Origin of the sequence: Pseudomonas sp. LS1212 (genome assembly GCF_024741815.1) — a bacterium.
GTDB lineage: Bacteria > Pseudomonadota > Gammaproteobacteria > Pseudomonadales > Pseudomonadaceae > Aquipseudomonas.
This window is the reverse complement of record NZ_CP102951.1, coordinates 4,066,255-4,092,105: the sequence shown is the minus strand read 5'-3', so window position 1 is coordinate 4,092,105 and position 25,851 is coordinate 4,066,255. Positions and strand designations below refer to the sequence as shown.

The window sequence follows — 25,851 nt, the reverse complement described above, 5'->3', positions numbered from 1 at the left end:
CTGATGGCCGGCAAAACGCTCTACGACAAGCTCTGGGATTCGCATTTGGTCAAGCAGCGCGACGATGGGTCGGCGCTTATCTATATCGATCGTCACATCATTCACGAAGTGACGTCGCCGCAGGCCTTCGAAGGCCTGCGCCTGGCTGGTCGTAAGCCCTGGCGCATCGATGCCAACATCGCAACGCCCGACCACAACGTGCCCACCACCCCGGAACGCAAGGGTGGCATCGACGCCATCGTCGATCAGGTGTCGCGCCTGCAGGTCCAGACGCTGGACGATAACTGCGATGAGTATGGCATCACCGAGTTCAAGATGAATGACGTGCGCCAGGGCATCGTCCACGTCATTGGCCCGGAGCAGGGCGCGACCTTGCCGGGCATGACCGTGGTCTGCGGTGACTCGCACACCTCGACCCACGGCGCTTTCGGCGCCCTGGCGCACGGGATCGGCACTTCCGAGGTCGAGCACGTGCTTGCCACCCAGTGCCTGGTCGCCAAGAAAATGAAAAACATGCTGGTGCGCGTGGAGGGCCAGTTGCCCTTCGGCGTAACCGCCAAGGACATCGTCCTGGCTGTGATCGGCAAGATCGGCACTGCCGGCGGCAACGGCCATGCCATCGAATTCGCCGGTAGCGCGATCCGCGACCTGTCCGTCGAAGGGCGCATGACCATCTGCAACATGGCCATCGAGGCCGGCGCGCGGGTGGGCCTGGTCGCTGCCGATGAAAAGACCGTCGAATACGTCAAGGGCCGTCCGTTCGCGCCCAAGGGCGCCGAGTGGGAGATGGCCGTCGAGGCCTGGAAAGACCTGGTTTCCGATGCCGATGCGACGTTCGACACCGTGGTCGAGCTCGACGCCAGCCAGATCAAGCCGCAAGTCAGCTGGGGCACTTCCCCGGAAATGGTCCTGGCCGTTGATCAGAACGTGCCGGATCCCGCGCAGGAAGCTGATCTGGTCAAGCGCGGTTCCATCGAGCGCGCCCTGAAGTACATGGGCCTGCATGCCAACCAGGCGATCACCGACATTCAGCTCGACCGCGTATTCATCGGTTCGTGCACCAACTCGCGGATTGAAGACTTGCGCGCTGCTGCTGCTATTGCCAAGGGCCGCAAGGTGGCTTCGACCATCAAGCAGGCCCTCGTCGTGCCAGGCTCGGGCCTGGTCAAGGCGCAAGCCGAACAGGAAGGCCTGGACAAGATTTTCCTCGAGGCCGGTTTCGAGTGGCGTGAGCCTGGCTGCTCGATGTGCCTGGCGATGAACCCGGACCGCCTGGAGTCGGGCGAGCACTGTGCCTCGACCTCCAACCGTAACTTCGAGGGTCGCCAGGGCGCCGGTGGCCGCACCCACCTGGTCAGCCCGGCCATGGCTGCCGCGGCGGCGGTGACGGGTCGTTTTGTCGATGTTCGCGAGTTGATTCAAGGGAGCGCAGCATGAAAGCCTTTACCCAGCATACCGGTCTTGTCGCGCCGTTGGATCGTGCCAACGTGGACACCGACCAGATCATTCCCAAGCAATTTCTCAAGTCGATCAAGCGTACCGGTTTCGGCCCCAACCTGTTCGACGAATGGCGTTACCTGGACGTTGGCCAGCCCTACCAGGACAACTCCAGGCGCCCGCTGAATCCGGACTTCGTGCTCAATGAAGAGCGTTACCAGGGGGCCAGCGTGTTGCTGGCGCGGGAAAACTTCGGTTGCGGTTCGAGCCGCGAGCACGCCCCATGGGCGCTCGAGGAGTATGGCTTTCGCAGCATCATCGCACCGAGCTACGCCGATATTTTCTTCAACAACAGCTTCAAGAATGGCCTGCTGCCGATCATCTTGAGCTTTGCTGAAGTCGACGAACTGTTCAAGCAGGTTGAAGCCGACCCTGGCTACCAGCTGACCATCGACCTGGCGGCGCAGACGGTGACCCGCCCGGATGGCAAGGTCCTGAGCTTCGAGATCGACGCGTTCCGCAAGCACTGCCTGCTCAACGGCCTGGACGATATCGGTTTGACCTTGCAGGACGGTGACGCGATCGCCGCATTCGAAGCCAAGCATCGTGCCAGTCAGCCGTGGTTGTTTCGCGACGCGTGATTAGTGGTTGATCGTGCTGACGCCATCGCTGGCAAGCCAGCTCCCACAGAGGAATCTGCAACACTGGCCTCTGTGGGAGCCGGCTTGCCGGCGATGAGGCCCTCAAGGCCAAGCCAAAAAATAAAGGGACACCAAGATGACCAGCAACACCGCCCACACCGATGTCGTTCAGCGCCAATTCGGCGAACAGGCCGCCGCCTACCTGAGCAGCGCAGTTCACGCACAGGGCACCGAATTCGCCTTGCTCCAGGCCGAGCTGGCCGGGCAGGGCGCCGCTCGGGTGCTGGACCTGGGCTGCGGCGCCGGTCATGTCAGTTTCCATGTGGCGCCATTGGTCGCCGAGGTGGTGGCCTATGATCTGTCGCAGCAAATGCTCGATGTGGTAGCGGCTGCCGCCAGCGAACGCGGGCTGGGCAATGTGGTTACCCAGCTGGGGGCGGCGGAGCGTCTGCCATTCGCCGACGGCGAATTCGATTTCGTCTTCAGTCGCTATTCGGCGCACCACTGGAGCGACCTGGGCCTGGCCCTGCGCGAAGTGCGGCGGGTGCTCAAGCCTGGCGGCGTAGCGGCGTTCATCGATGTGATGTCCCCTGGCAGCCCATTGCTCGACACTTACCTGCAAAGCGTCGAAGTGCTGCGCGACACCAGCCATGTCCGCGATTACTCGGCGGGCGAATGGTTGCGCCAAGTCAGCGAGGCCGGCCTGCAGACCCGCAGCCACAGTCGTCAGCGCCTGCGCCTGGAATACAGTTCCTGGGTCGAACGGATGCGCACCCCTGAAGTGATGCGCGCCGCCATCCTCAATTTGCAGCAAGCCATGGGCGCAGAAGTGCGTCAGTATTACGAAATCAGCGATGATGGCTCCTTCAGTACCGATGTCCTGGTGCTCTGGGCCCAGCGATAGTCTTGACCGGGCGGCCTCTCACGGCGCGCCGTTTCAATTGAATAGAGGAAAGCATGAGCAAGCAGATTCTGATTCTTCCAGGTGATGGCATTGGTCCGGAAATCATGGCCGAAGCGGTCAAGGTACTGGAGCTGGCCAACGACAAGTTCCAGCTCGGGTTCGCCCTGGAGCACGATGTCATCGGTGGTGCGGCGATCGACAAGCATGGCGTGCCGCTGGCCGATGAAACCCTCGCGCGCGCTCGTGTTGCCGATGCAGTACTGCTCGGCGCCGTGGGTGGGCCGAAGTGGGACAAGCTCGAGCGTGACATTCGCCCCGAGCGCGGCCTGCTGAAGATTCGTTCGCAACTGGGCCTTTTCGGCAACCTGCGACCGGCGATCCTCTACCCGCAACTGGCCGACGCTTCGTCGCTCAAGCCTGAGATCGTTTCCGGCCTGGACATCCTGATCGTCCGTGAGCTGACCGGCGGCATCTACTTCGGTGCACCGCGGGGTAATCGCGAGCTCGAAGGCGGCGAGCGCCAGGCCTATGACACGCTGCCGTACAGCGAGAGCGAAATCCGCCGCATCGCCCGGGTCGGCTTTGACATGGCTCGCGTGCGTGGCAAGAGGCTCTGTTCGGTGGACAAGGCCAACGTCCTGGCGTCGAGCCAACTGTGGCGTGAAGTGGTCGAGGAAGTGGCCAAGGACTATCCGGACGTCGAGCTGAGCCACATGTACGTCGATAATGCCGCGATGCAGCTGGTGCGTGCGCCCAAACAGTTCGACGTGATGGTCACGGACAACATGTTTGGCGACATTCTGTCGGATGAGGCTTCCATGCTCACCGGTTCTATCGGCATGCTGCCTTCGGCTTCCCTGGACGCCAACAACAAGGGCATGTACGAGCCTTGCCATGGCTCGGCACCGGACATCGCAGGCCAGGGCATTGCCAACCCACTGGCAACCATTTTGTCGGTGTCGATGATGTTGCGTTACAGCTTCAACCAGATCGCGGCGGCCGATGCCATTGAAAAAGCCGTGAGCCTGGTGTTGGATCAAGGTTTGCGCACCGGCGACATCTGGTCGGTTGGTTGTGCCAAGGTGGGTACGCAGGAAATGGGCGACGCGGTAGTCGCAGCACTGCGGAATCTGTAATCTCTCGGGCCCGCTGTCTTCTTTTGGAGCCAGCGCCCACTTTTTTGTCAAAGGTGTAGTTGCGATGAAACGTGTAGGTCTGATCGGTTGGCGCGGTATGGTCGGTTCCGTGCTCATGCAGCGGATGCTGGAAGAGCAGGATTTCGATCTTATTGAGCCGGTGTTCTTCACCACCTCCAATGTGGGTGGTCAGGGTCCGGCAGTGGGCAAGGATATTGCTCCGCTCAAGGATGCTTACAGCATTGAAGAGCTCAAGACCCTCGATGTGATTCTGACCTGCCAGGGTGGCGACTACACCAACGAGGTCTTCCCGAAACTGCGTGAAGCCGGCTGGCAGGGCTACTGGATCGACGCGGCCTCGAGCCTGCGCATGCAGGACGACGCGGTCATCGTGCTCGATCCGGTCAACCGCAAGGTGATCGACCAGCAGCTCGATGCCGGGACCAGGAACTACATCGGCGGCAACTGCACCGTCAGCTTGATGCTGATGGGCCTGGGCGGCTTGTTCGAGGCCGGTCTGGTCGAGTGGATGAGCGCCATGACCTATCAGGCGGCCTCCGGTGCCGGTGCGCAGAACATGCGTGAACTGATCAAGCAGATGGGCGCGACCCATGCCGCCGTTGCCGATGAGCTGGCCAACCCGGCCGCCGCCATCCTCGACATCGACCGCAAAGTGGCCGAAGCCATGCGCAGCGAAGCCTACCCGACCGAGAACTTCGGCGTGCCACTGGCGGGCAGCCTGATCCCGTGGATCGACAAGGAACTGCCGAACGGCCAGAGCCGCGAAGAGTGGAAGGCACAAGCCGAGACCAACAAGATTCTGGGTCGCTTCAAGAGCCCGATCCCGGTCGACGGCATCTGCGTGCGCATCGGCGCCATGCGTTGCCACAGCCAGGCGCTGACCATCAAGCTGAACAAGGATGTGCCGCTGGCCGATATCGAAGGCATGATCAGCCAGCACAACCCTTGGGTGAAACTGGTGCCCAACCAGCGCGAGATCAGCATGCAGGAGCTGAGCCCGACTCAGGTGACCGGCACGTTGAATATCCCGGTTGGCCGTCTGCGCAAACTGAACATGGGCTCGCAATACCTCGGTGCCTTCACCGTGGGCGACCAGCTGTTGTGGGGCGCGGCCGAGCCGCTGCGCCGCATGCTGCGGATTCTGCTCGAGCGTTGATCGCTTGAGGGCTTGAACTGAAAACCCGCGTCTTGCATGAGATGCGGGTTTTTTGTTTCTGCTATGAGGGCCTCATCGCTGGCAAGCCAGCTCCCACAGATTTTGTGGTGTTCACACAATTGGCATGCGGAGCGCTGAACCCTTGTGGGAGCTGGCTTGCCAGCGAAGGCCTCACCACAATGCTTCAGGTCTGGCCCCAATCCGAGTAAAGTTCCGCTCCCCCCGTTCTACCTGAGGTCTATGCATGAGCCAGTCTTTCGATATCGCCGTGATCGGCGCCACCGGTACCGTGGGCGAGACCCTTGTCCAGATCCTCGAAGAATGCGATTTCCCTGTCGGCACCCTGCATTTGCTGGCCAGCAGCGAATCGGCCGGGCATTCGGTGCCGTTTCGGGGCAAGAATGTCCGGGTGCGTGAAGTCGATCAGTTCGATTTCAGCCTGGTGAAACTGGCGTTCTTTGCCGCGGGGCCTGCAGTAACCCGCAGTTTTGCCCCTCGCGCGAGCGCCGCCGGCTGCATGCTGATCGACCTGTCTGGCGGTTTGCCGGCCGGGCAGGCGCCTGCGGTCGTGCCCGAGGCCAATGCCCAGGTGTTGGCGACGCTGGTCGCGCCGGTCCAGGTCAGTAGCCCGAGTGCGTCGGCGGTAGCGCTGGCGGTGGCGCTGGCCCCGTTGCGCGGGCTGCTCGACCTGCAGCACGTCAACGTCACCGCCTGCCTGGCAATGTCCACCCAGGGCCACGAAGCGGTCAGCGAACTGGCGCGTCAGACAACCGAGCTGCTCAATGTGCGCCCGCTTGAGCCGCGCTTTTTCGACCGCCAGGTAGCGTTCAATGTGTTGGCCCAGGTCGGCACGCCAGACGAGCAGGGCCATGCCTTGCTGGAACGTCGCCTGGTTCAGGAGTTGCGCGAATTGCTCGGGCTGCCTTCGCTGAAGATTTCCGTCACCTGCCTTCAAGTCCCGGTCTTTTTTGGCGATAGCTTCAGTGTGTCGGTGCGCAGCGCTACGCCGGTCGACCTGCCGGCGGTCAACGCTGCACTTGACGGCGCGGCGGGTGTCGAGCTGGTCGAGGCCGGCGATTACCCGACGCCAGTGGGCGATGCTGTCGGCCAGGACGTGGTATATGTCGGCCGGGTGCGTGGTGGAATCGATGACCCTGAGCAACTGAATCTGTGGCTGACCACCGATAACGTGCGCAAAGGCGCGGCGCTCAATGCTGTGCAGCTGGGGCAATTGTTGATAAAAGACCTTCTGTAAAAGATACTTGGCAACAATTTGCTTAAAGATATTCGCTGGACGTCGCTTGTCGAGGAACGTTCACACATAGGATTAGGTCATGGTTCAAGTTCGCAAACTGGTGTTAGCAATAGCCGCTGCGTCGGCGCTGTCCTCCGGTATGGCGCATGCCCTTGGGCTCGGGGAATTGACCCTGAAGTCGACTCTGAACCAGCCGCTCGTGGCTGAAATCGAACTGCTCGATGTTCGCGATCTCACGGTCGCTGAAGTGGTGCCCAGCCTGGCGCCGGTCGAGGAGTTCGCCAAGGCGGGCGTGGATCGTCAGGCGTTTCTCGATGACCTGACGTTCACGCCGGTGATCAATGCCAACGGCAAGAGTGTCGTGCGCATCACCTCGAGCAAGCCGCTGCCCGAGCCTTTCGTGAAGTTCCTGGTGCAGGTGATGTGGCCCAGCGGTCGGCTGATGCGCGATTACAGCGTATTGCTCGATCCGTCGAAATTCTCCCCGCAAGGGCAGGAGGCTGCCGTCGATGGCGCCACGCCTGCCGTTACTGCGCCGACGCAATACACCACCAGCAAGCGTGACACCCTCTGGGAAATCGCCGCCAAGGCGCGTCAGGGGGGATCGATTCAGCAGACCATGCTGGCGATTCAGGCACTCAACCCTGATGCCTTCATCGACGGCAATATCAACCTTCTCAAGACCGGGCAGGTATTGCGCCTGCCCGATCAGCAGCAGGTCGCCAGCCTGCCGCAGGCCCAGGCGATCGCCGAAGTGGCCGAGCAGAATACCGCCTGGCGCCAGGGCCGCCGCCTCGGGCCGCGGGCACGGCAAATCGACGCTACCCGTCGCAGTGGCAATCAGGGGGCGCCGGTACAAGTCCAAAGCACGGACAAGCTCAGCCTGGTGTCTGCCGATGGCAAGTCGGCCGGCAAGGGCGCGGGCTCCGATAGCAAGGCCTTGAACGACAAATTGGCAGTGACCCAGGAAAGCCTCGACTCGACCCGGCGCGACAATGCCGAGTTGACAAGCCGGATGACCGACCTGCAAAGCCAGATGGACAAGCTTCAGCGTCTGATCCAGTTGAAGAGTGACCAATTGGCCAAGCTTGAAGCCCAGGGCGCTGCGGGGGACACCAGCCAGCCTGCCGAGACTCCGGCTGCAGCGTCACTCTCGGCGGAGTTGGCGGGGCAAACGCAAGTGGCTCCGGCTCCAGCCGAAACCCCCGCTGCACCGGCTCCCGATGCGGCCGTCGCTACGCCTGCGCCTGCCCAGGAGCCGGCTCAGGCACAGGCGCCGACCACTGATGCACCGAACAAGGGCTTGAACGATCTGTTGGCCAGCCCGGCTCTACTTGGGCTGGTCGGCGGTGGTGCGCTGGTGGTCTCGCTCTTGCTGTTGCTGCTGGCACGTCGGCGCAAGGCTCAGCAGGAAGCCGAGAAGCACATGCGCATGGCGCGTGCGCTGGCCGAAGAGTCCGAATTGAGCAATGACCTCGATCTGCCGCAAAGCAGCTTCGAAGGGCTGGAAGTGCCAGCACCGAACGTCAGGCTGGCGCCCGCTTTCGTTGCGGCTTCGGCGGCGGCTGCAACGGCGGCGGAGAGTCCTGCGCCCGCGCAAGCAGCGCCAGTCAGGGCGCCGGACGCCGAGCCAGGGCCGGTGTTTGTCGCCTTGTCACCGTCTCCTGAATCTGCTCCCGTTGCTCCCGCCCCGGCCCCTGCATCGACGCCAATTGCCCCAGTGGTGACCGACGCTGTGTTGGCAGAAGCCGACCAGAGTATCGCCAATGGTCGATTTAACCACGCCACCGAGCTGTTGGAGGCGGCGATCGCGAAAGAGCCGCAACGCAGTGACCTGCGCCTGAAACTGATGGAAGCCTATGCCCACCAGGGTGATCGCGATGCGTTCACCGGCCAGGAGCGCCAACTGATCGCAACCGGCAAGAATCACGCGGATGTCGAAGAACTCAAGCGGCGTTTCCCGGCCATGTTGGCGGTAGCGGCGGCCGGCATCAGTGCGGCGGCGCTGGCCGCCGAACAGGATGCGCAGTACGTCAAGGACCTGCTGCTCGATGAACCACTGCTCGATGAGCCACTGCTCGATGAGCCGCTGCTCAGTGATACGGCGCAAGACGAGTTCGATTCGACCTTCGATTTGAGCCTGGATGACGTCGAAGCGGTTTCGCCGGCCGAACGTGCCCGCGAAGAGCAGCTGGAAACGATCGATTTCGACGATCCGATTCTCGATGCATCCAAGGTTGCCGATGAAGACCCGAGCTTCGAATCGGTATTGCAACAGCAGTCCGAAGTCAGCCAGGACTCGAGTGACAATCTGGCGGATTTCGATCTGGACATCCCCAATGACCAGCCTGCTGTTGCCGAGGTCGACGAGGTGGATGTCGAGGCGCAATTGGCTGCATTCGATGATTCGCTGAGCCTGGAAGATGACGCGATCGAGTCGCTGACGGCCGAAGACTTGCAGTTGCCGGAAGACTTCGACTTGTCGCTGTCCCTGGACGAAGGTACCGAAGCGCCCTCCGACACGTTCTCTACAGAGCTGGACGAAGTGAATGCCGAGCTCGAGCGGCTGTCCCAGGATCTGGAACAGCCACCGCTGGCCACGCCGACCTTCACGGCCGAAGATGCCGCCGCAACCGATGATGAGCTTGAGTTCGATTACCTCTCGGGCACCGATGAAGCCGCGACCAAGCTTGACCTGGCGCGTGCCTATATCGACATGGGCGACAGCGAAGGGGCCCGCGATATTCTCGACGAAGTCCTCAAGGAAGGTGATGCAGGCCAGCGCAGCGAAGCAAAGGACATGATCTCGCGATTGGCCTGACACGCCCTGGTCCCGACGGCAGCCCTGGTGGCTGCCGTTGTCGTTATAATGCCGCCATTGCGCAAACCGACAGGCTGTAACCTCCTTGGAAATCATAGATAACGCGGCTGCCGAAGTGGCAGTCGACGGCTTTTTCAGAATCGCACTGGGTGTGGAGTACAAGGGCTCGCGCTACCGCGGCTGGCAGCGTCAGGCCTCCGGTGTGCCGACTGTCCAGGAAACCCTTGAAAAGGCCCTGTCGAAAGTGGCTGATTCACCGGTGTCCTTGATGTGTGCCGGTCGCACCGACGCCGGTGTTCATGCCTGTGGTCAGGTGGTGCACTTCGATACCCAGGCGGTTCGTACCCTCAAAGCCTGGGTGATGGGCGCCAATATCAATTTGCCCCACGACATCAGTGTCAGTTGGGCGCGGGTCATGCCCGCGAACTTTCACGCGCGCTTCAAGGCCATCGCCCGGCGTTATCGCTACGTGATCTACAACGATCAGATCCGTCCGGCCCATATGGGTGAGGAAATCACCTGGAACCATAGGCCGCTGGATGTCGAGCGCATGGCGGCCGCCGCCGCCTACCTGGTCGGTACCCATGACTTCAGTGCCTTCCGTGCCGGGCAGTGCCAGGCCAAGTCACCGATCAAGCAGGTCCATCATCTGCGTGTGACCCGGCACGGCAAGATGATCGTGCTGGATATCCGCGCCAACGCCTTCCTGCATCATATGGTGCGCAACATCGCCGGCGTGCTGATGACCATCGGCGCCGGCGAGCGTCCGCCGGAGTGGGCCAGGGATGTGCTTGAAAGCCGAGTGCGTCGTACCGGCGGGGTGACCGCTCATCCGTTCGGGCTGTACCTGGTCCAGGTGGAGTACCGCGATGAGTTCCCGTTGCCCGAGCGTTACATCGGCCCACACTTCCTTACCGGCTTTGATGCACTGGCGGCTGACGACCCGCAACTCATTTGCTAACATCCGAGGCTTTCGGATCCTCTTGAGGTTCACACCATATGTCAGCCGTTCGCAGCAAAATTTGTGGGATTACCCGCATAGAGGATGCGCTGGCCGCTGTCGAGGCGGGTGCCGACGCGATTGGCCTGGTGTTCTATGCCAAAAGCCCGCGAGCCGTGACTGTGGAGCAGGCGAGGGCGATCATTGCCGCGTTGCCGCCGTTCATCACCACGGTCGGGTTGTTCGTCAACGCAACCCGCTGCGAGCTGAACGAGATTCTCGAAGCCGTGCCACTGGATCTGCTGCAGTTCCATGGCGATGAAACGCCGGCCGACTGCGACGGTTACCATCGCCCGTGGATCAAGGCGCTGCGGGTGCGTCCGGGCGATGACCTGGAGGCCAGTTGCAAGGCCTACGCCAAGGCCAGCGGCATTCTGCTCGATACCTACGTTGCCGGCGTGCCCGGCGGAACCGGCGAGGCCTTTGACTGGTCGCTGATACCGGCAAAGCTGAGCAAGCCGATCATCCTGGCCGGTGGCCTGTCGGCCGACAACGTGGCGCAGGCCATCGCCCAGGTTCGTCCTTACGCAGTCGATGTCAGCGGCGGTGTAGAGCAGAGCAAGGGCATCAAGGATCACCGGCGAATCGAGGCATTCATGCAGGCGGTGCGCAAGGCATGAAAATGTACTGATGCGCCGATGTGACGGTTGGCAGTCTGCCACCGTCCATAACACCGCAGCCCTATGCTGCCGGGCCAGGTCGCAAGATCGGTCGAAATTGATCAGTGGCGGCCGCAAGGCCCGTCACTCAAAAGGTTGAGGAGGGTGTGGGTCAGGGCGGTTATACGCTGTACGCGGGTCGCCGGGCTGCAACCTCATCGCTTCACACATGAATTTGGCTCAAGGGCATACGCGGGACTTTGCAACGCTGTTGCGTTCGGGTCGCCGGTACTGGAGAAAGAAAGCATGAGCAACTGGTTGGTAGACAAACTGATCCCTTCGATCATGCGTTCCGAGGTGAAGAAAAGCTCGGTTCCCGAGGGCTTGTGGCACAAGTGCCCGTCCTGTGAGGCCGTACTCTATCGTCCGGAGCTGGAAAAGACCCTGGACGTCTGCCCCAAGTGCAACCATCACATGCGCATCGGTGCGCGTGCACGCCTGGACATCTTTCTCGATGCCGACGGCCGTGCCGAGCTGGGTGCCGAGCTTGAGCCGGTAGACCGCCTCAAGTTCCGCGATGGCAAGAAGTACAAGGACCGCCTGACCGGCGCGCAAAAGCAGACCGGTGAAAAGGATGCCCTGATCGCCATGAGCGGTAAGCTGCTGGGCATGCCTGTGGCAGCCTGTGCCTTCGAATTCTCCTTCATGGGGGGGTCGATGGGGGCTATCGTCGGCGAGCGTTTCGTGCGCGCTGCCAACTACGCCCTGGAAAACCGCTGCCCGCTGGTCTGCTTCTCGGCCTCCGGTGGTGCGCGCATGCAGGAGGCATTGATCTCCCTGATGCAGATGGCCAAGACTTCTGCGGTGCTGGCACGTCTGCGCGAAGAAGGCCTGCCGTTCATCTCCGTGCTGACCGACCCGGTCTACGGTGGTGTTTCCGCGAGCCTGGCGATGCTCGGTGACGTGATTGTCGCAGAACCCAAGGCGCTGGTCGGCTTCGCCGGCCCACGCGTGATCGAGCAGACCGTTCGCGAAAAGCTGCCCGAAGGCTTCCAGCGCAGCGAATTCCTGATCGAGCACGGTGCCATCGACTTGATCATCGCGCGTCACGAGCTGCGCCCGCGCCTGGCTAGCCTGCTCGCCCAGTTCATGGGGCTGCCGACACCGAAATTCGTTGCCACGCCGATCGAGCCGATGGTGGTTCCGCCGGCGCCTGCCACGGTATGACGCAACGTACCCTTGGCGACTGGCTCGCCTATCTCGAGCAGTTGCACCCCTCGGCCATCGACATGGGCCTGGAGCGTTCGCAAGAGGTGGCAACCCGGCTTGGGCTGGGCAAGCCAGCGCCACGGGTGGTGACTGTTACCGGGACCAACGGCAAGGGCTCGACGTGCGCCTTCGTCGCGTCCTTGTTGCGGGCTCAGGGCTTGAAAGTCGGCGTCTACAGCTCGCCGCACCTGCTGCGTTACAACGAGCGGGTGCAGATCGAGGGTGCCGAAGCCAGCGATGAGGCGCTCTGCCAGGCTTTCGAAGCCGTCGAGGCCGGGCGTGGCGAAATCTCCCTGACCTATTTCGAGATGGGCACCCTGGCGGCTTTCTGGCTGTTCCAGCGTTCCGGCCTGGATGCCGTGGTGCTGGAAGTCGGTCTCGGCGGGCGGCTGGATGCGGTCAATCTGATCGATGCCGACCTGGCGCTGGTGACCAGCATCGGTATCGATCACTCCGACTGGCTCGGCGACAGCCGCGATTCGGTTGCGTTCGAAAAGGCCGGGATCTTCCGTTCGGGGCGGCCGGCGCTGTGCGGGGATCTCGATCCGCCGCAGTCGCTGCTGGATCAGGCGGCAAAGCTTGCCTGTCCGTTTTTCCTGCGTGGACGTGACTATGATCTGGGCATCACTGACCGGGACTGGCATTGGCGTGGGCTGAACGGCAAGGGCCAGAGCGTCGAATTGTCCGGCCTGCCGCTGCTGGACCTGCCCATGGAGAACGCGGCATTGGCGCTCCAGGCCTATTTGCTGCTGGATCTGCCATGGGATGCCGGCCAGATTGCTGCGGCATTGCAGGGTACGCGCGTGGTCGGTCGTCTCGACCGACGCAGTTTCACCTGGCAGGGCAAGTCCCTGACGCTGCTGCTCGACGTCGGTCACAACCCCCATGCAGCCGATTACCTGGCCCGGCGCCTGGCGTTGCGCGCGCCGAAGGGCAGGCGCCTGGCCGTCTTCGGTCTGTTGGCGGACAAGGATCTGGACGGCGTGCTGGCGCCATTGTGCGCACAGGTGCAGGACTGGGCTGTAGCGCCATTGCCGACCCCGCGTACCCGTCCGTCCGCCCAATTGCAGGTGGCTCTGGAGAATCTTGGTGCATCGGTGGCATCTTATGCCAGTGTGCAGGCTGCGCTTGAGGCGCAGTGTGCCAAGGCGACGGCCGAGGATGAGATTCTGCTGTTCGGATCATTTTACTGTGTCGGTGAGGCCCTGGAATGGTTGGCCCGTCACGCCAAGGAGGATGTGGCAAATGGCATTGCTGGATAACGTAGTCAAGCAGCGCATGGTGGGCGCGCTGGTGCTGGTCGCGCTGGCGGTGATCTTCTTGCCGATGCTGTTTTCCCGTGAGGACGAATTGCGTCGGGTTCAGGTCGAGGCGCCAGCGGTGCCGGCTACACCGGTAATGCCACAATTGCAGGTGGAGCCGGTACAGGTGCCTGAGCCCCAGGTGCTGCCCGACGAGCCGGCGACGGCCGATGCCGAGGGGGTGCAACAGCCTCCGAGCATGCCAATCGCCCCGGCGCCGACCACTGTGCCAACTCCCGCGCCAGCGCCTGCGCAGGCCGCTCCAGCCGTTGCGGCGACCAAGCCGGCGACTCCGGCACCAGCACCTGCGCCAGCAGCCAAGCCAGCGCCTGCGCAGGCAGTGGTGGCCGCACCGGCCAAGCCAGAGGCTTTGAAACGGGTCGATGCCAATGGCCTGCCGGTCAGTTGGTCGGTGCAGTTGGCCAGCCTGTCCAATCGTGCCAGCGCCGATAACTTGCAGAAAACCCTGCGCAGCCAGGGGTACAATGCCTATATTCGCTCCGCCGATGGCATGAACCGCGTGTTCGTCGGGCCGCTGATCGAGCGCGCCGAGGCCGAACGTCTGCGTGATCTGTTGGGCCGTCAGCAGAAGCTCAAGGGCTTTGTCGTGCGTTTTCAGCCTGAACGTGGCTGAAGCCGTTCGGGACAAACCGAACGGTACTGACAATCGCTGCTTACCGGCGGGCATGGGCTCTGCTAAAATGCGCCGCCTTATCCGTCTGTAGGCTGCACTGTGGCATTTACCTGGGTTGACTGGGCGATCATCGCGATAATCGCCATTTCCGCTTTGATCAGTTTGAGTCGAGGTTTCGTCAAGGAAGCCTTGTCGCTGATCACCTGGATCGTCGCCGGCGCGGTCGCCTGGATGTTCGGCGGCGCATTGTCGCAATACCTTGGAAGCTATATTGAAACACCGTCGGCTCGCGTGATCGCGGGCTGTGCCATCCTGTTCGTCGCCACGCTGCTGGTCGGCGCGATGATCAATTTTCTTATCGGCGAACTGATTCGCGTCACCGGCCTGTCCGGGACCGATCGATTCCTCGGCATGGCCTTTGGCGCGGCGCGTGGCGCCTTGCTGGTGGTCGTCGGCGTCGGGTTGTTGAGCCTGGGGCCGGTACAACAGGATCCTTGGTGGCAGGAGTCCAGGCTCCTGCCACAATTTCTATTGGTTGCAGACTGGTCGAAAAACCTCATTTTGGGGTTGAGCAGTCAGTGGCTCGCCAGCGGAATCAGCGCACCGGCTGATCTTCCGTTCAAAGAGCACCTCCTTGGGCCCAAAACGCCTTGAGTGGTGCTCAGTACAGATTTAATCAAGTAGGGGTTGTGTCGCATGTGTGGCATCGTCGGTATCGTCGGTAAGTCGAACGTCAATCAGGCGCTGTATGACGCGCTAACCGTCCTCCAGCACCGCGGCCAGGACGCTGCCGGTATTGTGACCAGCCATGATGGCCGGTTATTCCTGCGCAAGGACAACGGCCTGGTGCGTGACGTGTTCCAGCAGCGCCATATGCAGCGCCTGGTCGGGCACATGGGCATCGGTCATGTCCGTTATCCAACCGCGGGCAGCTCGACTTCGGCCGAAGCCCAGCCGTTCTACGTCAACTCGCCTTATGGCATCACCCTGGCGCACAACGGCAACCTGACCAACGTCGAGCAACTGGCCAAGGAGATTTACGAATCCGACCTGCGCCACGTCAACACCAGCTCCGACTCGGAAGTATTGCTCAACGTTTTCGCCCATGAACTGGCGGTGCGCGGCAAGCTGCAGCCCACCGAAGAAGACGTTTTCGCGGCCGTCACCGACGTGCACAACCGCTGCCGTGGTGGCTACGCCGTGGTTGCGATGATCACCGGTTACGGTATCGTCGGCTTCCGCGACCCCAACGCCATTCGTCCGATCGTGTTCGGCCAGCGTCATACCGACGAAGGCGTCGAGTACATGATCGCCTCCGAAAGCGTCTCGCTGGACGTACTGGGCTTCACCCTGATTCGCGACCTGGCGCCGGGCGAAGCGGTCTACATCACCGAAGACGGCCAGCTGCACACCCGTCAGTGCGCGACCAATCCACAGATGACGCCTTGCATCTTCGAACACGTCTACCTGGCGCGTCCGGATTCGATCATCGACGGCGTCTCGGTGTACAAGGCGCGTCTGCGCATGGGCGAGAAGCTGGCCGAGAAGATCCTGCGCGAGCGTCCGGATCACGACATCGATGTGGTCATCCCGATTCCCGACACCAGCCGTACCGCGGCACTGGAGCTGGCCAATCACCTTGGCGTGAAGTTCCGCGAAGGCTTCGTCAAGAACCGCTACATTGGCCGGACCTTCATCATGCCGGGCCAGGCTGCCCGCAAGAAATCGGTACGCCAGAAGCTCAACGCGATCGAGCTGGAATTCCGCGGCAAGAACGTGATGCTGGTGGATGACTCCATCGTGCGTGGCACCACCTGCAAGCAGATCATCCAGATGGCCCGCGAAGCCGGCGCCAAGAACGTCTACTTCTGCTCGGCCGCACCGGCGGTGCGTTACCCGAACGTCTACGGCATCGACATGCCGAGCGCTCACGAACTGATCGCCCACAACCGCAGCACCCAGGACGTTGCCGACCTGATCGGTGCCGACTGGCTGGTCTACCAGGACCTGCCGGACCTGATCGAGGCGGTCGGCGGTGGCAAGATCAAGATCGAACACTTCGACTGCGCGGTGTTCGACGGCAAGTACGTGACCGGCGACGTCGACGAGGCGTATCTGGACAAGATCGAGCAGGCGCGCAACGACGCCTCCAAGGTCAAGACCCAGGCGGTCAGTGCAATCATCGACTTGTACAACAACTAAAGGAGCAGGCGGCATGACACAGGAATGGGATGCCGGGCGACTGGACAGCGACCTCGAAGGGGTCGCTTTCGACACACTCGCCGTTCGTGCCGGCCAGCACCGCACGCCGGAAGGTGAACACGGTGATCCGCTGTTCTTCACCTCCAGCTATGTATTCCGTACGGCGGCCGATGCCGCCGCGCGGTTTGCTGGCGAAGTGCCGGGCAACGTCTATTCGCGCTACACCAACCCGACCGTGCGCGCGTTCGAAGAGCGCATTGCCGCCCTGGAAGGGGCCGAGCAGGCGGTGGCGACCTCCACGGGCATGTCGGCAATTCTGTCCACGGTGATGAGCCTGTGCAGTGCCGGCGACCATGTGCTGGTGTCGCAAAGCGTGTTCGGTTCGACCATCAGCCTGTTCGAGAAGTACTTCAAGCGCTTTGGCGTTCAGGTCGACTACGTGCCGCTGGCAGAGCTGTCGGGCTGGGAAAAGGCAATCAAGGCCAATACCCGCTTGTTGTTTGTCGAGTCGCCGTCCAATCCGTTGGCCGAGCTGGTGGACATCGCCGCATTGGCTGAAGTGGCGCATGCCAGGGGCGCACTGCTGGTCGTCGACAACTGCTTCTGTACGCCGGCCTTGCAGCAGCCGCTCAAGCTCGGTGCCGACATCGTCGTGCACTCGGCGACCAAGTTCATCGACGGCCAGGGCCGCTGCATGGGCGGGGTCGTGGCCGGTCGCAGCGAGCAAATGAAGGAAGTGGTCGGTTTCCTGCGCACCGCCGGGCCGTCCCTCAGCCCCTTCAATGCCTGGATTTTTCTCAAGGGGCTGGAAACCCTGAACCTGCGCATGCGGGCCCATTGTGCCAATGCCCAGTTGCTGGCCGAATGGCTGGAGCAGCAGGACGGCATCGAGAAGGTCCACTACGCCGGGCTTCAGAGCCATCCGCAGCACGAACTGGCCAAGCGCCAGATGCGTGGCTTCGGGGCGGTGGTGAGTTTCGAAGTCAAGGGAGGCAAGGAGGGCGCCTGGCGCTTCATCGACGCTACCCGGCTGATCTCGATCACCGCCAACCTGGGCGACAGCAAGACCACCATTACTCATCCGGGCACCACCTCCCACGGTCGTCTCACCCCGCAGGAGCGTGAAGCGGCCGGGATTCGTGACAGCCTGATCCGGGTGGCGGTCGGTCTGGAAGACGTTGCCGACTTGCAGGCGGACCTGGCTCGTGGGTTGGCCGTGTTGTGATCGAGCTGCAAGCTGCAAGCTGCAAGCTGCAAGAGGTACGGAGTTGATCATCAGCTTCTAGCTTGCAGCTTGAAACTTATAGCTTGAAGCTGCTTTTAAAAAAACTTCATACGGGCTATTGACTTAGGTCTGATACCTGCGTAAATTTCGCGGCCTCAGCGAAGCAAAGGGTGATTAGCTCAGCCGGGAGAGCATCTGCCTTACAAGCAGAGGGTCGGCGGTTCGATCCCGTCATCACCCACCACTTCCTGAGAAGTTCCTGACCCAGGCACTTTCGAAAGAGAGCGCCAATTGAGAGGAACCGGACGCAAGTCCACAGTCGCGCAGCGGTAGTTCAGTCGGTTAGAATACCGGCCTGTCACGCCGGGGGTCGCGGGTTCGAGTCCCGTCCGCTGCGCCATTTTTCTCCAGATCGGATTAACCTCCGGTTTGAGGTTTGAAGGTTTAGAATCTTCATGCCAGATCCCAGTTTCAATCGGATGCAAGTCCGAGCGATACGCAGCGGTAGTTCAGTCGGTTAGAATACCGGCCTGTCACGCCGGGGGTCGCGGGTTCGAGTCCCGTCCGCTGCGCCATATCAGCCTCAAGGCCCTTGAACTCCTTGAGGCAACAAAAAAAGCGACCTTCGGGTCGCTTTTTTTGTTTTTGCCCCTGCGGCGCTTTTTCCTGCACAATCGGTGTGTGGCTCAGTTGTAAAGCAATTGAGACGATTTCACACTTTGATCCTTCGATGTGTTGCACAATTGGTGCGGACCGTTTCCCTCAGGATTTGCAATGTTTAAGTCAATCGGCTTCGGTGCGCTTGGGCTGGCACTCGTGCTGGCAGGAGCCTCAGGCTGCTCCTCGCAGAAAACTGCCATCTACGAGCACGAAAACTTCGATGACTCGGGGACCTTCTCGCGAACCTTTCCGGTCGGCGAGGCGAGGTCCTGCGAAGCGGCACGGCGTGCCTTGCTCAGCCAGGGCTACATCATCACCAGCAGCGATGCAAAGATTGTCAGCGGGCACAAAAGCTTTCAGCAGACCGGCGAGTCACACCTGCAAATCAGCTTCAACGTGGTCTGCGCTGCCGATGGCAGCGACGAGGGGCATTCCACCATGTTCGCCAATGCCGTGCAGGACCGTTATGCCCTCAAGAAGGTGAATAACTCGGCCAGTCTCGGTGTCGGTGTACTGGGCTCGCTGTCGATGCCGATTGGTTCGACCGATGATTCGATGGTCAAGGTCGCCAGCGAAACAGTTATCTCGTCAAAATTCTACGAGCGTTATTTCGCATTGGTGGAGAGCTTCTTGCCTGCCGATGCGAAGAAGGCCGCGCAGATTCCCGACAAACCCAAGCGTGACCTGGGGATGCCTGAAACTGCAGCTGCACCTGTCGCAGCGCCACTGGCGCCAGCGGCGACCGAGACGCCAGCGCCTGCACCCGCAGAGCAGAGTGCGCCGGTCTCAGAGCCTGCGCCTGCGCCTGAAGCCGCCCCTGTTGTCGATACGGGCTCGATGTCCCAGACAGTAGCGCCTGTGCCAGAGGCGGAACCAATCACGCCCCAGGCACCCGCAGCGGAGGCCGTGGAGCAAGTGCCGGTCGAGTCGCCCGCGGGGTCGGCGCCGACGGTGACCGAAACGAAACCGTAACGCGTACACCGGGTGATAAATCTGCCGGGGCCTGCTACGTTTAGTTTCAGGAGGGCATCACCGTCATATTTGCTTCATGGGGAGGCTTTAGGGTGATGTCCAGGGTCGTTTGAGTGAACGATCCAAACATGATCCTGGAGGTAAGTTATGGACGATTATCAAGAAGAGTTGCTCGAGTTTCAGGCATTCGAGCTGGATCCGCCGGAGCCGGCCGAAGACGCTACCGAGCTGTAGGTACTCGGGCCGTCTGCCGCTGGCTGCGACGAAATTCCCCGGGCGTCTGATTGCTCCAGCGCTTGAAGGCACGCTGAAAGGCTTCGGCCGAGGCGAAGCCGAGCAGGTAAGCGATCTCGCCGAATACCAGTTCCGTATCGCGGATATAGGCCATGGCCAGGTCGCGGCGGGTGTCGTTGAGAATGGCGCGAAACTGCGTGCCCTCATCGGCCAGTTTGCGTCGCAGGGTCCAGGTCGGCAGCTTCAGGCGTGCCGCCACTTCTTCCAGGTCCGGCTCGCGCCCACCATTGAGCAACGGCCCCAGCAGCTGAGTGATGCGTTCACGCAGGCTGCGGGTCCGGGTCAGTTGCTCCAATTCCTTTTCACACAATTGCAGCAGGTGCCGCCAGGTACTTGGGCAATGCGCTTGGTTACGCAGATTCAGGCTGGCATGGCTCAGGCGCAGCTGATTGCTTTGGGCCTCAAAGACGATAGGTGCGTGGCTCAGGGCTTGATACTGACTGGCGTAGACCGGTGCCTCGAACTCGATCTCGACCCGTTCGGCCAGTAGTGTGGTGCCTGCCAGGTTCGACAATTGCGCCAGCCAGCCGGAAAGTATCGAGTCGACCACGAAGCGGTTGTAGGCGTTATACGGGCTGATCGAATAGAAGCGCAGCCAGGCACCCTGGCTGTCCTCGTGAAAGCTCGATTGGCCGCGGTAGTTGGAGGCGTACAGGGGTTCGAAACGGATCAGCGTCCGAGCCGCCTCGCGCACGGTGGGTGCCTGGGCGGCAGTGACGCCGGCCAGGCCGGCCTCGCCCAGGCGGCTGCACTGGCCCATGTGCAGGCCCAGTGCGGGGTTGTCGGTCAGCTGGATCGCCGCATGCCCCAGGCGCATATAACGCGGTATCGACAGGCGCGCGCCCGGCTCGGACAGGCGTGCCGAGTCCAGGCCGTACTGTTCCAGCAACGCCCCAGGGTCGTGTTCCAGGTTGCGCACAGCCTGCGCCAGGCTTTGGATAAAGCCTACCGACAAGTCACCCAGACGCACCCGTGGCTGATTCATGTCTTATAACCAGAGGTTGATCAGGCGCGCGCCGGGCCCGTCGTTGCCGCTGCTGGTCAGCCCGTGCCGGCTGCCGAAGCTTTGCCCTTCATTGGCCTGGTCCCAGAATTGCCCGCGCATGAACACGCTCATGCCGGCGATGGCCGTGCTGGCCGGGGGCTGGCCGGTCAGGGTCAGGCGATGCCAGGCTTCGCCTTCACTGACTTCGCCAGGCTTGAGGCGGCTCTGGGCGGGAGCCGTGCGGCTGGTATAACCGCGCCAGGGCCGCGACCAGAGCCCCTTGCCGCTGACGAACGCCGGGACCGCAATCAATTGCGCGGCCTGGGTGTTGAGCTGGCGGTAGTTGGCGGGGTGCCAGCTGTCGCTGCCGATCAACACGCCCAGGCGCCCGGCTGGCGTATCGACCACCTGCAGGATCGGCTCGCCGCTGGCGTGGATATAGCGGCGCTCGTTCTTGCCGGGATAAAGCTGGCGTTGCGGCTGCCCGAGTGGCGTGCCGTCGCTGCCGAAGACCACGCTGCTGTTGTACAGCGCGCCGCCGCCGACCCGCAGGGTGCCGTTGTCCAGGCGCGGCTCGGGCAGGACGATGGTGCCGGCGACCAGCGTCACCCCGAACTCTTTGGCCAGCCCGCCGAAAAGCTGTTGATAGTCCTCGGCCATATGCCGGGCTTTCATGCGCAGGCGGGCATCCTCAAGGCGGTCATCGCCCTTGGCACCGAGCAGGGCGGTGAGAAATTGCACGGGGTTGCTCAAGGCCAGCCAGTGCATGGCCTCTTCGCGCTGCGTGGCGCGGTACAGCTCATCTTTCTCGCCGCTGGCCCACAGCCAGGTGCCGACGTGCTCGGGAAGTACCACGATGGTCTTGGCGTTGAGCAAGCCCTTGGTGCGCGCTTGTTCGAAGTAGGCCGCGAGTTTGCGATGCAAGCGCGTCAGGCTCTGGTAATCGCCGGGAAACAGTTCCGGTTCGATGCCCAGCAGGTTGCCCCGGTCTGCGGGTACGCCTTCGTCGAGGGCGACCTGGATGCGCAGATCGGACAGGTAATGGCCGGTGGGCCGATGCGCAGTCCACAGCGCATAACTGCACAGGGCAGCAATGGCCAGGAGCGCGACGAGGGAAATCAGGATTCTGCGCATGGAGCCGTGATCTTACATGCGGATTTGGATTTAGGCTACGCCAGATCAATGGGTTAGCGAAAGGATTTACCTCTGCGAACCGGTTCCTGTCCGTCATTCCTCGTCCTGCTCCGCTGGGTTGACGATCGACTGCAGCGCCTTTGCGAGGCACGCGATGTCCTCCTTCAGCCGCACATCCGATATTTCCAGGGCGCTGTGTTCCAGCAGGCTGGCCAGCTCGGCGGGCAGATCCTGCGGGCGGGGCAGGGTGGTACCGCCGACCAGCACCGGTACGACGTCGAGCTGCAGGGTCAGTGCCTGCACGATTTCGTGACGGACGATGTCCTTCGGATCGTCGAGGCGGCGCTGACCGTCGCGCGCGGCAGTCAGCCAGCCGGGGCCGATCAGCACGACGACCGCGCGGCAGCGGGCAAGGGTGTCGGTGATGCGCTGCAGGAAGCGCTCGCCGGGCTGGATGTCTTCAAGATCGATGAACACACGCTCGGCGCCGAAGTACTCGGCCAGGCCGTCGGCAATCAGGCGGGCGTAGGCGATGCTGTCCACCCGGCGGTAGCTGATGAAGATGCCGGGCGCGTGTTCGCCACGGCGCCGGCGCAGGGCGCGGTACAGCGGCAGCCCGGCGCCCAGCGCCAGCGCCAGATCGGCCGCGACGATGGCGGCGACGAGCGTCGGCTCGGCGCGCACTCGGTTGATGAGCGGCGCATTGATCTCAACGCCTTCGCGCGCAATCCATGCCGTGCCGCGCAGCGTCATCGCCAGTGCGTCGGGTGAAACCTCGAGCTGCGTCGCCGTCAGCGCCGGCACGCTCGGCCCGCGATCGCAGATGCCCTCTGCGAGCCGGCCGGCGCCGGGCCAGTAGGGGCCTTGTGGCGGTGCAGAGCAGGCGAACTGGCGCAGGGAGGCGTTGGCGCCGCCGCCTGAACTGACGCCGGCCGCCCGCAGCGGGAGTGCGCCGCTGCCATCACCGGCACCGAACACGAAGCGCCCCGCTGGGCTGGCCGACGCCGCGGCAGCAGCGCGCGACACCACTCGCACGCGCAGACTCTGGCCGTCGGTAACCAGCAGGTGGAGCGGCAGCGCCGCCGGCAGCGCCCAGCTGCGTCCGCCAGCGGTCAGGTGACGCATCGGTGCTGCGGCGGCGAAGGGATCGGCGTCGGGCGCCGCCATTGTCAGCGACAGGTCGGCGCCTTGTGCGCGCAGTTCGAAGTACGGCCGCCCGCGCTCCGCCTCCGGCAGCTGGAAGAGCTCGACGCGGGCTTCCTTGCCGGCCGCCGGCGGCAGCAGATTCACCGTCAGGAAGGTGCGGGCGTTGCCCGCATCTTCGCTCAGCCACTCAAGTGCTTCTTCACCACTGGGCGGATCGAGCCCGGCGCTGCGCAGCAGCGCCAGCGTTTCCGGCTTCAGGCGGGCGCGCTCGAAGCGTACGTCCACCGCCTCGCCGGGCCGACCCTCGTAACGGATCAGCGGCGTCGCGCTGGAAGGGACAATCAGCACCAGGCGCTCGCCCGGGGCCGCGGCAAACGGCGGCGCACGGCCCACATCGAGCGGAAATGGCAGACGCGCCAACCAGACATGGCCCGCGAGCGCGGCGAGAATCAACGCAATCCACACCGCCCGCACCAGATACGGGCCCGAGCCGCGCAAGGTGGACGCTTCCCCTTGTCGCATCGCCTCAGCCTCCGTGCCGATTCAGGGTCGCACTTCGACCGCGCGCGGCGACCATGCGATCACCCAGTCGCCCGGGTCCGGCGCCCAGGCGCGTACGTACAGCAGATGCGCGCCGCTGGAAGCCTTGCCGTCCTTATTCCGTCCGTTCCAGTACAGCGGCGGCTCGCGCCCCACCCAGGCGTTGCGCGCCACCGACTGCCGCACCGGCTCGCTGTGCACGTGCACCAGACGCGCGCCGCCGTCGCGGCCATCGAGCCGGGCGATGTCGACGCTGGCCTTGTTGAAGTCCGATTTCGAATGGAAACCGTAGTAAGCGCGCTCGCCGGCGGCCAGGCGCAGGCGCTCGGGCTCGAACACCACTTCGTCGATCGCCACCGAGCCCACCGCCAGCGGTCCGGCGCCGAGCCCGTACAGCCGCAGCACCGGCGCGCTGCCATCGCCTGTTCCGCTGACACGCACGCTCACTGTACCGACGGTGAGCACCTTGCCCAGGCGCCCCGGCAGTTCCAGCGTGAGCAGCAGCCGCTGGCGCGCTTTGCCTGCGGCCGACGGAGGGGGTAGCCGATAACGCGTCGCTCCGGCGCCGTCGGTAGTGAATTCGAGTTCGACGAATGCACCGGGGGCGATATCGTAGACCACCACCACCGGCCAGCCGCCCTTCAGCACGGCCGGAAAGCTGAGGCTGGCAAAGGCATAGTCTTTGGGCAGCCGTGGCCCCTCGCGAGCCAGCGCCACCGCTTCGGGCTTGGTGCGATTGCCCAGCAATTTACCCAGCGATTCAATCGCCGAATTGATATCGATGCTGATGCCGACGCCACCGCCGCCACCGCCGCCACCACCACCACCACCACCACCACCACCACCACCACCACCACCACCTCCATCGCTACCGCTACCGCCGCTCGGCGGGATAGAGGGGCCGTCCGAAGTCTCGGCCAGTGCAACGTTGATGGCGAGCAGGCCGATCAGCAGGCCGCCGGCGATTTTGCGCAAAGTGTTCGTCATGCTGCTGCTCCCGTCTGCCTTATAATGTTTTCAGGTATTCCACCAGGGCGTCCTTGTCTTGCGCCGCAAGCTCGGTGCCGAACGTGTGGCCCTGGTTGCCGCCGCCCTTCGCACTGACCTCGTGGCGGGTGCCGATGCGTTTGGCTTCCGGGCTCTGGGTTTCGAAGCCTGCGCGGATCGGATCGTAGACGTCATAGCCGCGCCAGAACACGGCGGGGCGTTGCGCCGGCGGCTCGAGCAGGTCGCGCAGCGTCGGCACGGAGCCGTTGTGCAGGTAGGGCGCGCGCAGCCAGATGCCGTCAAGGAAAGCGGCGATGTAACCGCGCAGCGGCTCCTCGACTAGGCCGGGGCGCTCGATGCCCATCTCCGTCACCACCCTGTTGGCTTCGATGGCGGCCTTCTCGCTCCAGGTGTCGAGGCGGTCGCGGCTGGTGCCGACCTCTGCCAGCGGCACTACGGTGCCGGTACGGGCCGAGGCGTGGCAGGCGGCGCAGGTGCTGTCGAACACCGCCTTGCCGCGCCCGGCCTTCGCTGCGTCCACAGGGAAAGGATATTTCGGTGCCGGCTTGTTCGAGACGTAGTCCTGCAGCCAGCGCACCTGGGCGAGAAACTCGTCGTTGTCCTTCGGTGCGGCGCCGAGCAGCCCCAGCGCCGAGTCGATGATCACCGAGTACGCATCGTGGCTGTCTCCGGCGAAGTTCATGCGCATGCCCTGTTCCGGCCGATACTTCTTCAGGTTCCACAGCGAGGGCATGTCGGTGGGACCGAGGCTGTCGTCCATTGGCCAGCGAATCATGAAGTACTTGGTCAGGTTCATGGCGTCGTCGCGCCCGCGCCCCCAGGGCGGAAAGTCTTCGCGGTAGAGCCAGGCGAACTGCTCCTCACGCTCAAGCAGGGTCTTTTTCGTGATCGGGATGAGCAGGAAGCGGTAGATCGCGCGGTCGATGAAGGACAGATCGGTGACCAGGCGGATCTCGGCCATCAGGTTGTCGGCGTTGAAGCGCGAGTCCTTAGCGCAGTCGACCAGGAAGCGGAAGAAGGCCCACAGGTCCAGCGTATGGTTCGGCCCGGCTGGCACGAAGACCGGCGCGGAATCGGCATCAGTCCGATAGCTGGCGGTGTGGCAGGCGGCGCAGTTGTTGGCGACACGCGGAAAACCGACCACCTTCTTCGAGAAGCCCACCGGCAATTCCTGGCCATCCTCCCACACCACGCCGAACGACGCATAGCCGCCGGGGCCAGGCAGCTTGTCGGGGAACATGCGCGGCAGCACGTAGAAGATCCAGTAGGGGATGCCGGCGTCGCGCTCCGCGCCGATCGAGCCGTACTTGAAGCGCATGTCCGGATCTTTGGTGATCCATTCGGGTTGCGGCTCCTCGCGGAAGAACTTGTACCAGGTGAAGGCCGCGCCGCCGGCACCCAGTACCAGCAGCACGACGAGCGCGGCGAGCAGGCTGCGGCCGAGGTTGCGCGCGAAGTCGGGACCGCCGTGGCGGCCCGGGTCACGCGCACGGAAGGCAGGTTTCATGATC

The 25,851-nt window shown here is 63.1% G+C and carries 21 protein-coding genes and 3 tRNA genes; 19 read left to right on the top strand and 5 right to left on the bottom strand.

Going from position 1 to position 25,851, the window contains the following annotated elements:
* Window positions 1-3: 3 nt before the first annotated feature.
* From leuC to NVV94_RS18850, 19 genes are all read left to right on the top strand, one after another.
* A complete protein-coding gene (gene leuC / locus NVV94_RS18940; RefSeq protein ID WP_258443917.1) occupies window positions 4-1,437 on the top strand; it encodes a 3-isopropylmalate dehydratase large subunit in 1,434 nt (477 codons plus the stop codon).
* Window positions 1,434-2,078, top strand: coding sequence for a 3-isopropylmalate dehydratase small subunit (leuD, locus tag NVV94_RS18935; protein WP_258443916.1), 645 nt, complete (start codon window positions 1,434-1,436; stop codon window positions 2,076-2,078). Before leuC ends, leuD begins: the two co-directional genes overlap by 4 nt.
* 136 nt (window positions 2,079-2,214) lie before the next feature.
* Complete coding sequence (locus tag NVV94_RS18930) at window positions 2,215-2,982, top strand: class I SAM-dependent methyltransferase (RefSeq protein ID WP_258443915.1); 768 nt, start codon at window positions 2,215-2,217, stop codon at window positions 2,980-2,982.
* A 53-nt stretch (window positions 2,983-3,035) separates the two neighbouring features.
* Window positions 3,036-4,118: a 3-isopropylmalate dehydrogenase gene (leuB, locus tag NVV94_RS18925; protein ID WP_258443914.1), complete on the top strand. Its 1,083-nt coding sequence runs from the start codon at window positions 3,036-3,038 to the stop codon at window positions 4,116-4,118.
* 64 nt (window positions 4,119-4,182) lie between these two features.
* Window positions 4,183-5,295 (top strand): aspartate-semialdehyde dehydrogenase, encoded by a 1,113-nt coding sequence (gene asd, locus NVV94_RS18920; protein ID WP_258443912.1) that lies wholly within the window; start codon window positions 4,183-4,185, stop codon window positions 5,293-5,295.
* Between the two features lie 244 nt (window positions 5,296-5,539).
* On the top strand, window positions 5,540-6,550 hold the full coding sequence (locus NVV94_RS18915) for an aspartate-semialdehyde dehydrogenase (protein WP_258443911.1): 1,011 nt from the start codon (window positions 5,540-5,542) through the stop codon (window positions 6,548-6,550).
* 79 nt (window positions 6,551-6,629) lie between these two features.
* Window positions 6,630-9,371, top strand: a complete 2,742-nt coding sequence (locus tag NVV94_RS18910) for a FimV/HubP family polar landmark protein (protein WP_258443910.1) — start codon at window positions 6,630-6,632, stop codon at window positions 9,369-9,371.
* A gap of 115 nt (window positions 9,372-9,486) precedes the next feature.
* Window positions 9,487-10,332 carry a tRNA pseudouridine(38-40) synthase TruA gene (gene truA / locus NVV94_RS18905; protein ID WP_258447751.1) on the top strand — a complete coding sequence of 282 codons (846 nt, stop codon included), beginning with the start codon at window positions 9,487-9,489 and terminating at the stop codon, window positions 10,330-10,332.
* A 38-nt stretch (window positions 10,333-10,370) separates the two neighbouring features.
* Window positions 10,371-10,991, top strand: a complete 621-nt coding sequence (locus tag NVV94_RS18900) for a phosphoribosylanthranilate isomerase (RefSeq protein WP_258443909.1) — start codon at window positions 10,371-10,373, stop codon at window positions 10,989-10,991.
* A gap of 285 nt (window positions 10,992-11,276) precedes the next feature.
* The gene (gene accD, locus NVV94_RS18895) at window positions 11,277-12,197 is read left to right on the top strand and encodes an acetyl-CoA carboxylase, carboxyltransferase subunit beta (RefSeq protein ID WP_258443908.1); all 921 of its coding nucleotides are present in this window, start codon (window positions 11,277-11,279) and stop codon (window positions 12,195-12,197) included.
* Complete coding sequence (gene folC, locus NVV94_RS18890) at window positions 12,194-13,501, top strand: bifunctional tetrahydrofolate synthase/dihydrofolate synthase (protein ID WP_258443907.1); 1,308 nt, start codon at window positions 12,194-12,196, stop codon at window positions 13,499-13,501. The genes accD and folC overlap by 4 nt, the downstream gene beginning before the upstream one ends.
* Window positions 13,485-14,174, top strand: a complete 690-nt coding sequence (locus NVV94_RS18885; RefSeq protein WP_258443906.1) for an SPOR domain-containing protein — start codon at window positions 13,485-13,487, stop codon at window positions 14,172-14,174. The genes folC and NVV94_RS18885 overlap by 17 nt, the downstream gene beginning before the upstream one ends.
* Window positions 14,175-14,273: 99 nt before the next feature.
* Window positions 14,274-14,828, top strand: coding sequence for a CvpA family protein (locus NVV94_RS18880; protein ID WP_258443905.1), 555 nt, complete (start codon window positions 14,274-14,276; stop codon window positions 14,826-14,828).
* 42 nt (window positions 14,829-14,870) lie between these two features.
* Window positions 14,871-16,376, top strand: coding sequence for an amidophosphoribosyltransferase (gene purF, locus NVV94_RS18875; protein WP_258443904.1), 1,506 nt, complete (start codon window positions 14,871-14,873; stop codon window positions 16,374-16,376).
* Between the two features lie 13 nt (window positions 16,377-16,389).
* The gene (locus NVV94_RS18870; RefSeq protein ID WP_258443903.1) at window positions 16,390-17,601 is read left to right on the top strand and encodes an O-succinylhomoserine sulfhydrylase; all 1,212 of its coding nucleotides are present in this window, start codon (window positions 16,390-16,392) and stop codon (window positions 17,599-17,601) included.
* A gap of 168 nt (window positions 17,602-17,769) precedes the next feature.
* Window positions 17,770-17,845 (top strand) — tRNA-Val (locus NVV94_RS18865).
* Between the two features lie 79 nt (window positions 17,846-17,924).
* Window positions 17,925-18,001 (top strand) — tRNA-Asp (locus NVV94_RS18860).
* A gap of 98 nt (window positions 18,002-18,099) precedes the next feature.
* Window positions 18,100-18,176 (top strand) — tRNA-Asp (locus tag NVV94_RS18855).
* A gap of 199 nt (window positions 18,177-18,375) precedes the next feature.
* Complete coding sequence (locus NVV94_RS18850; RefSeq protein ID WP_258443902.1) at window positions 18,376-19,233, top strand: DUF2242 domain-containing protein; 858 nt, start codon at window positions 18,376-18,378, stop codon at window positions 19,231-19,233.
* A gap of 220 nt (window positions 19,234-19,453) precedes the next feature.
* Here the strand turns inward: NVV94_RS18850 and NVV94_RS18845 are convergent, their stop codons facing one another.
* From NVV94_RS18845 to NVV94_RS26735, 5 genes are all read right to left on the bottom strand, one after another.
* The gene (locus tag NVV94_RS18845; RefSeq protein ID WP_258443901.1) at window positions 19,454-20,512 is read right to left on the bottom strand and encodes an AraC family transcriptional regulator; all 1,059 of its coding nucleotides are present in this window, start codon (window positions 20,510-20,512) and stop codon (window positions 19,454-19,456) included.
* Window positions 20,513-20,515: 3 nt separating this feature from the next.
* Window positions 20,516-21,646, bottom strand: coding sequence for a carbon-nitrogen hydrolase family protein (locus NVV94_RS18840; RefSeq protein ID WP_258443900.1), 1,131 nt, complete (start codon window positions 21,644-21,646; stop codon window positions 20,516-20,518).
* A gap of 93 nt (window positions 21,647-21,739) precedes the next feature.
* Window positions 21,740-23,314 carry a toll/interleukin-1 receptor domain-containing protein gene (locus NVV94_RS18835; protein ID WP_258443899.1) on the bottom strand — a complete coding sequence of 525 codons (1,575 nt, stop codon included), beginning with the start codon at window positions 23,312-23,314 and terminating at the stop codon, window positions 21,740-21,742.
* Window positions 23,315-23,335: 21 nt separating this feature from the next.
* Entirely contained in the window at window positions 23,336-24,319 is a 984-nt protein-coding gene (locus tag NVV94_RS26740) for a hypothetical protein (protein ID WP_309304259.1), read from the bottom strand.
* Between the two features lie 19 nt (window positions 24,320-24,338).
* Window positions 24,339-25,847 (bottom strand): hypothetical protein, encoded by a 1,509-nt coding sequence (locus NVV94_RS26735; RefSeq protein WP_309304258.1) that lies wholly within the window; start codon window positions 25,845-25,847, stop codon window positions 24,339-24,341.
* Between the last annotated feature and the right edge of the window lie 4 nt (window positions 25,848-25,851).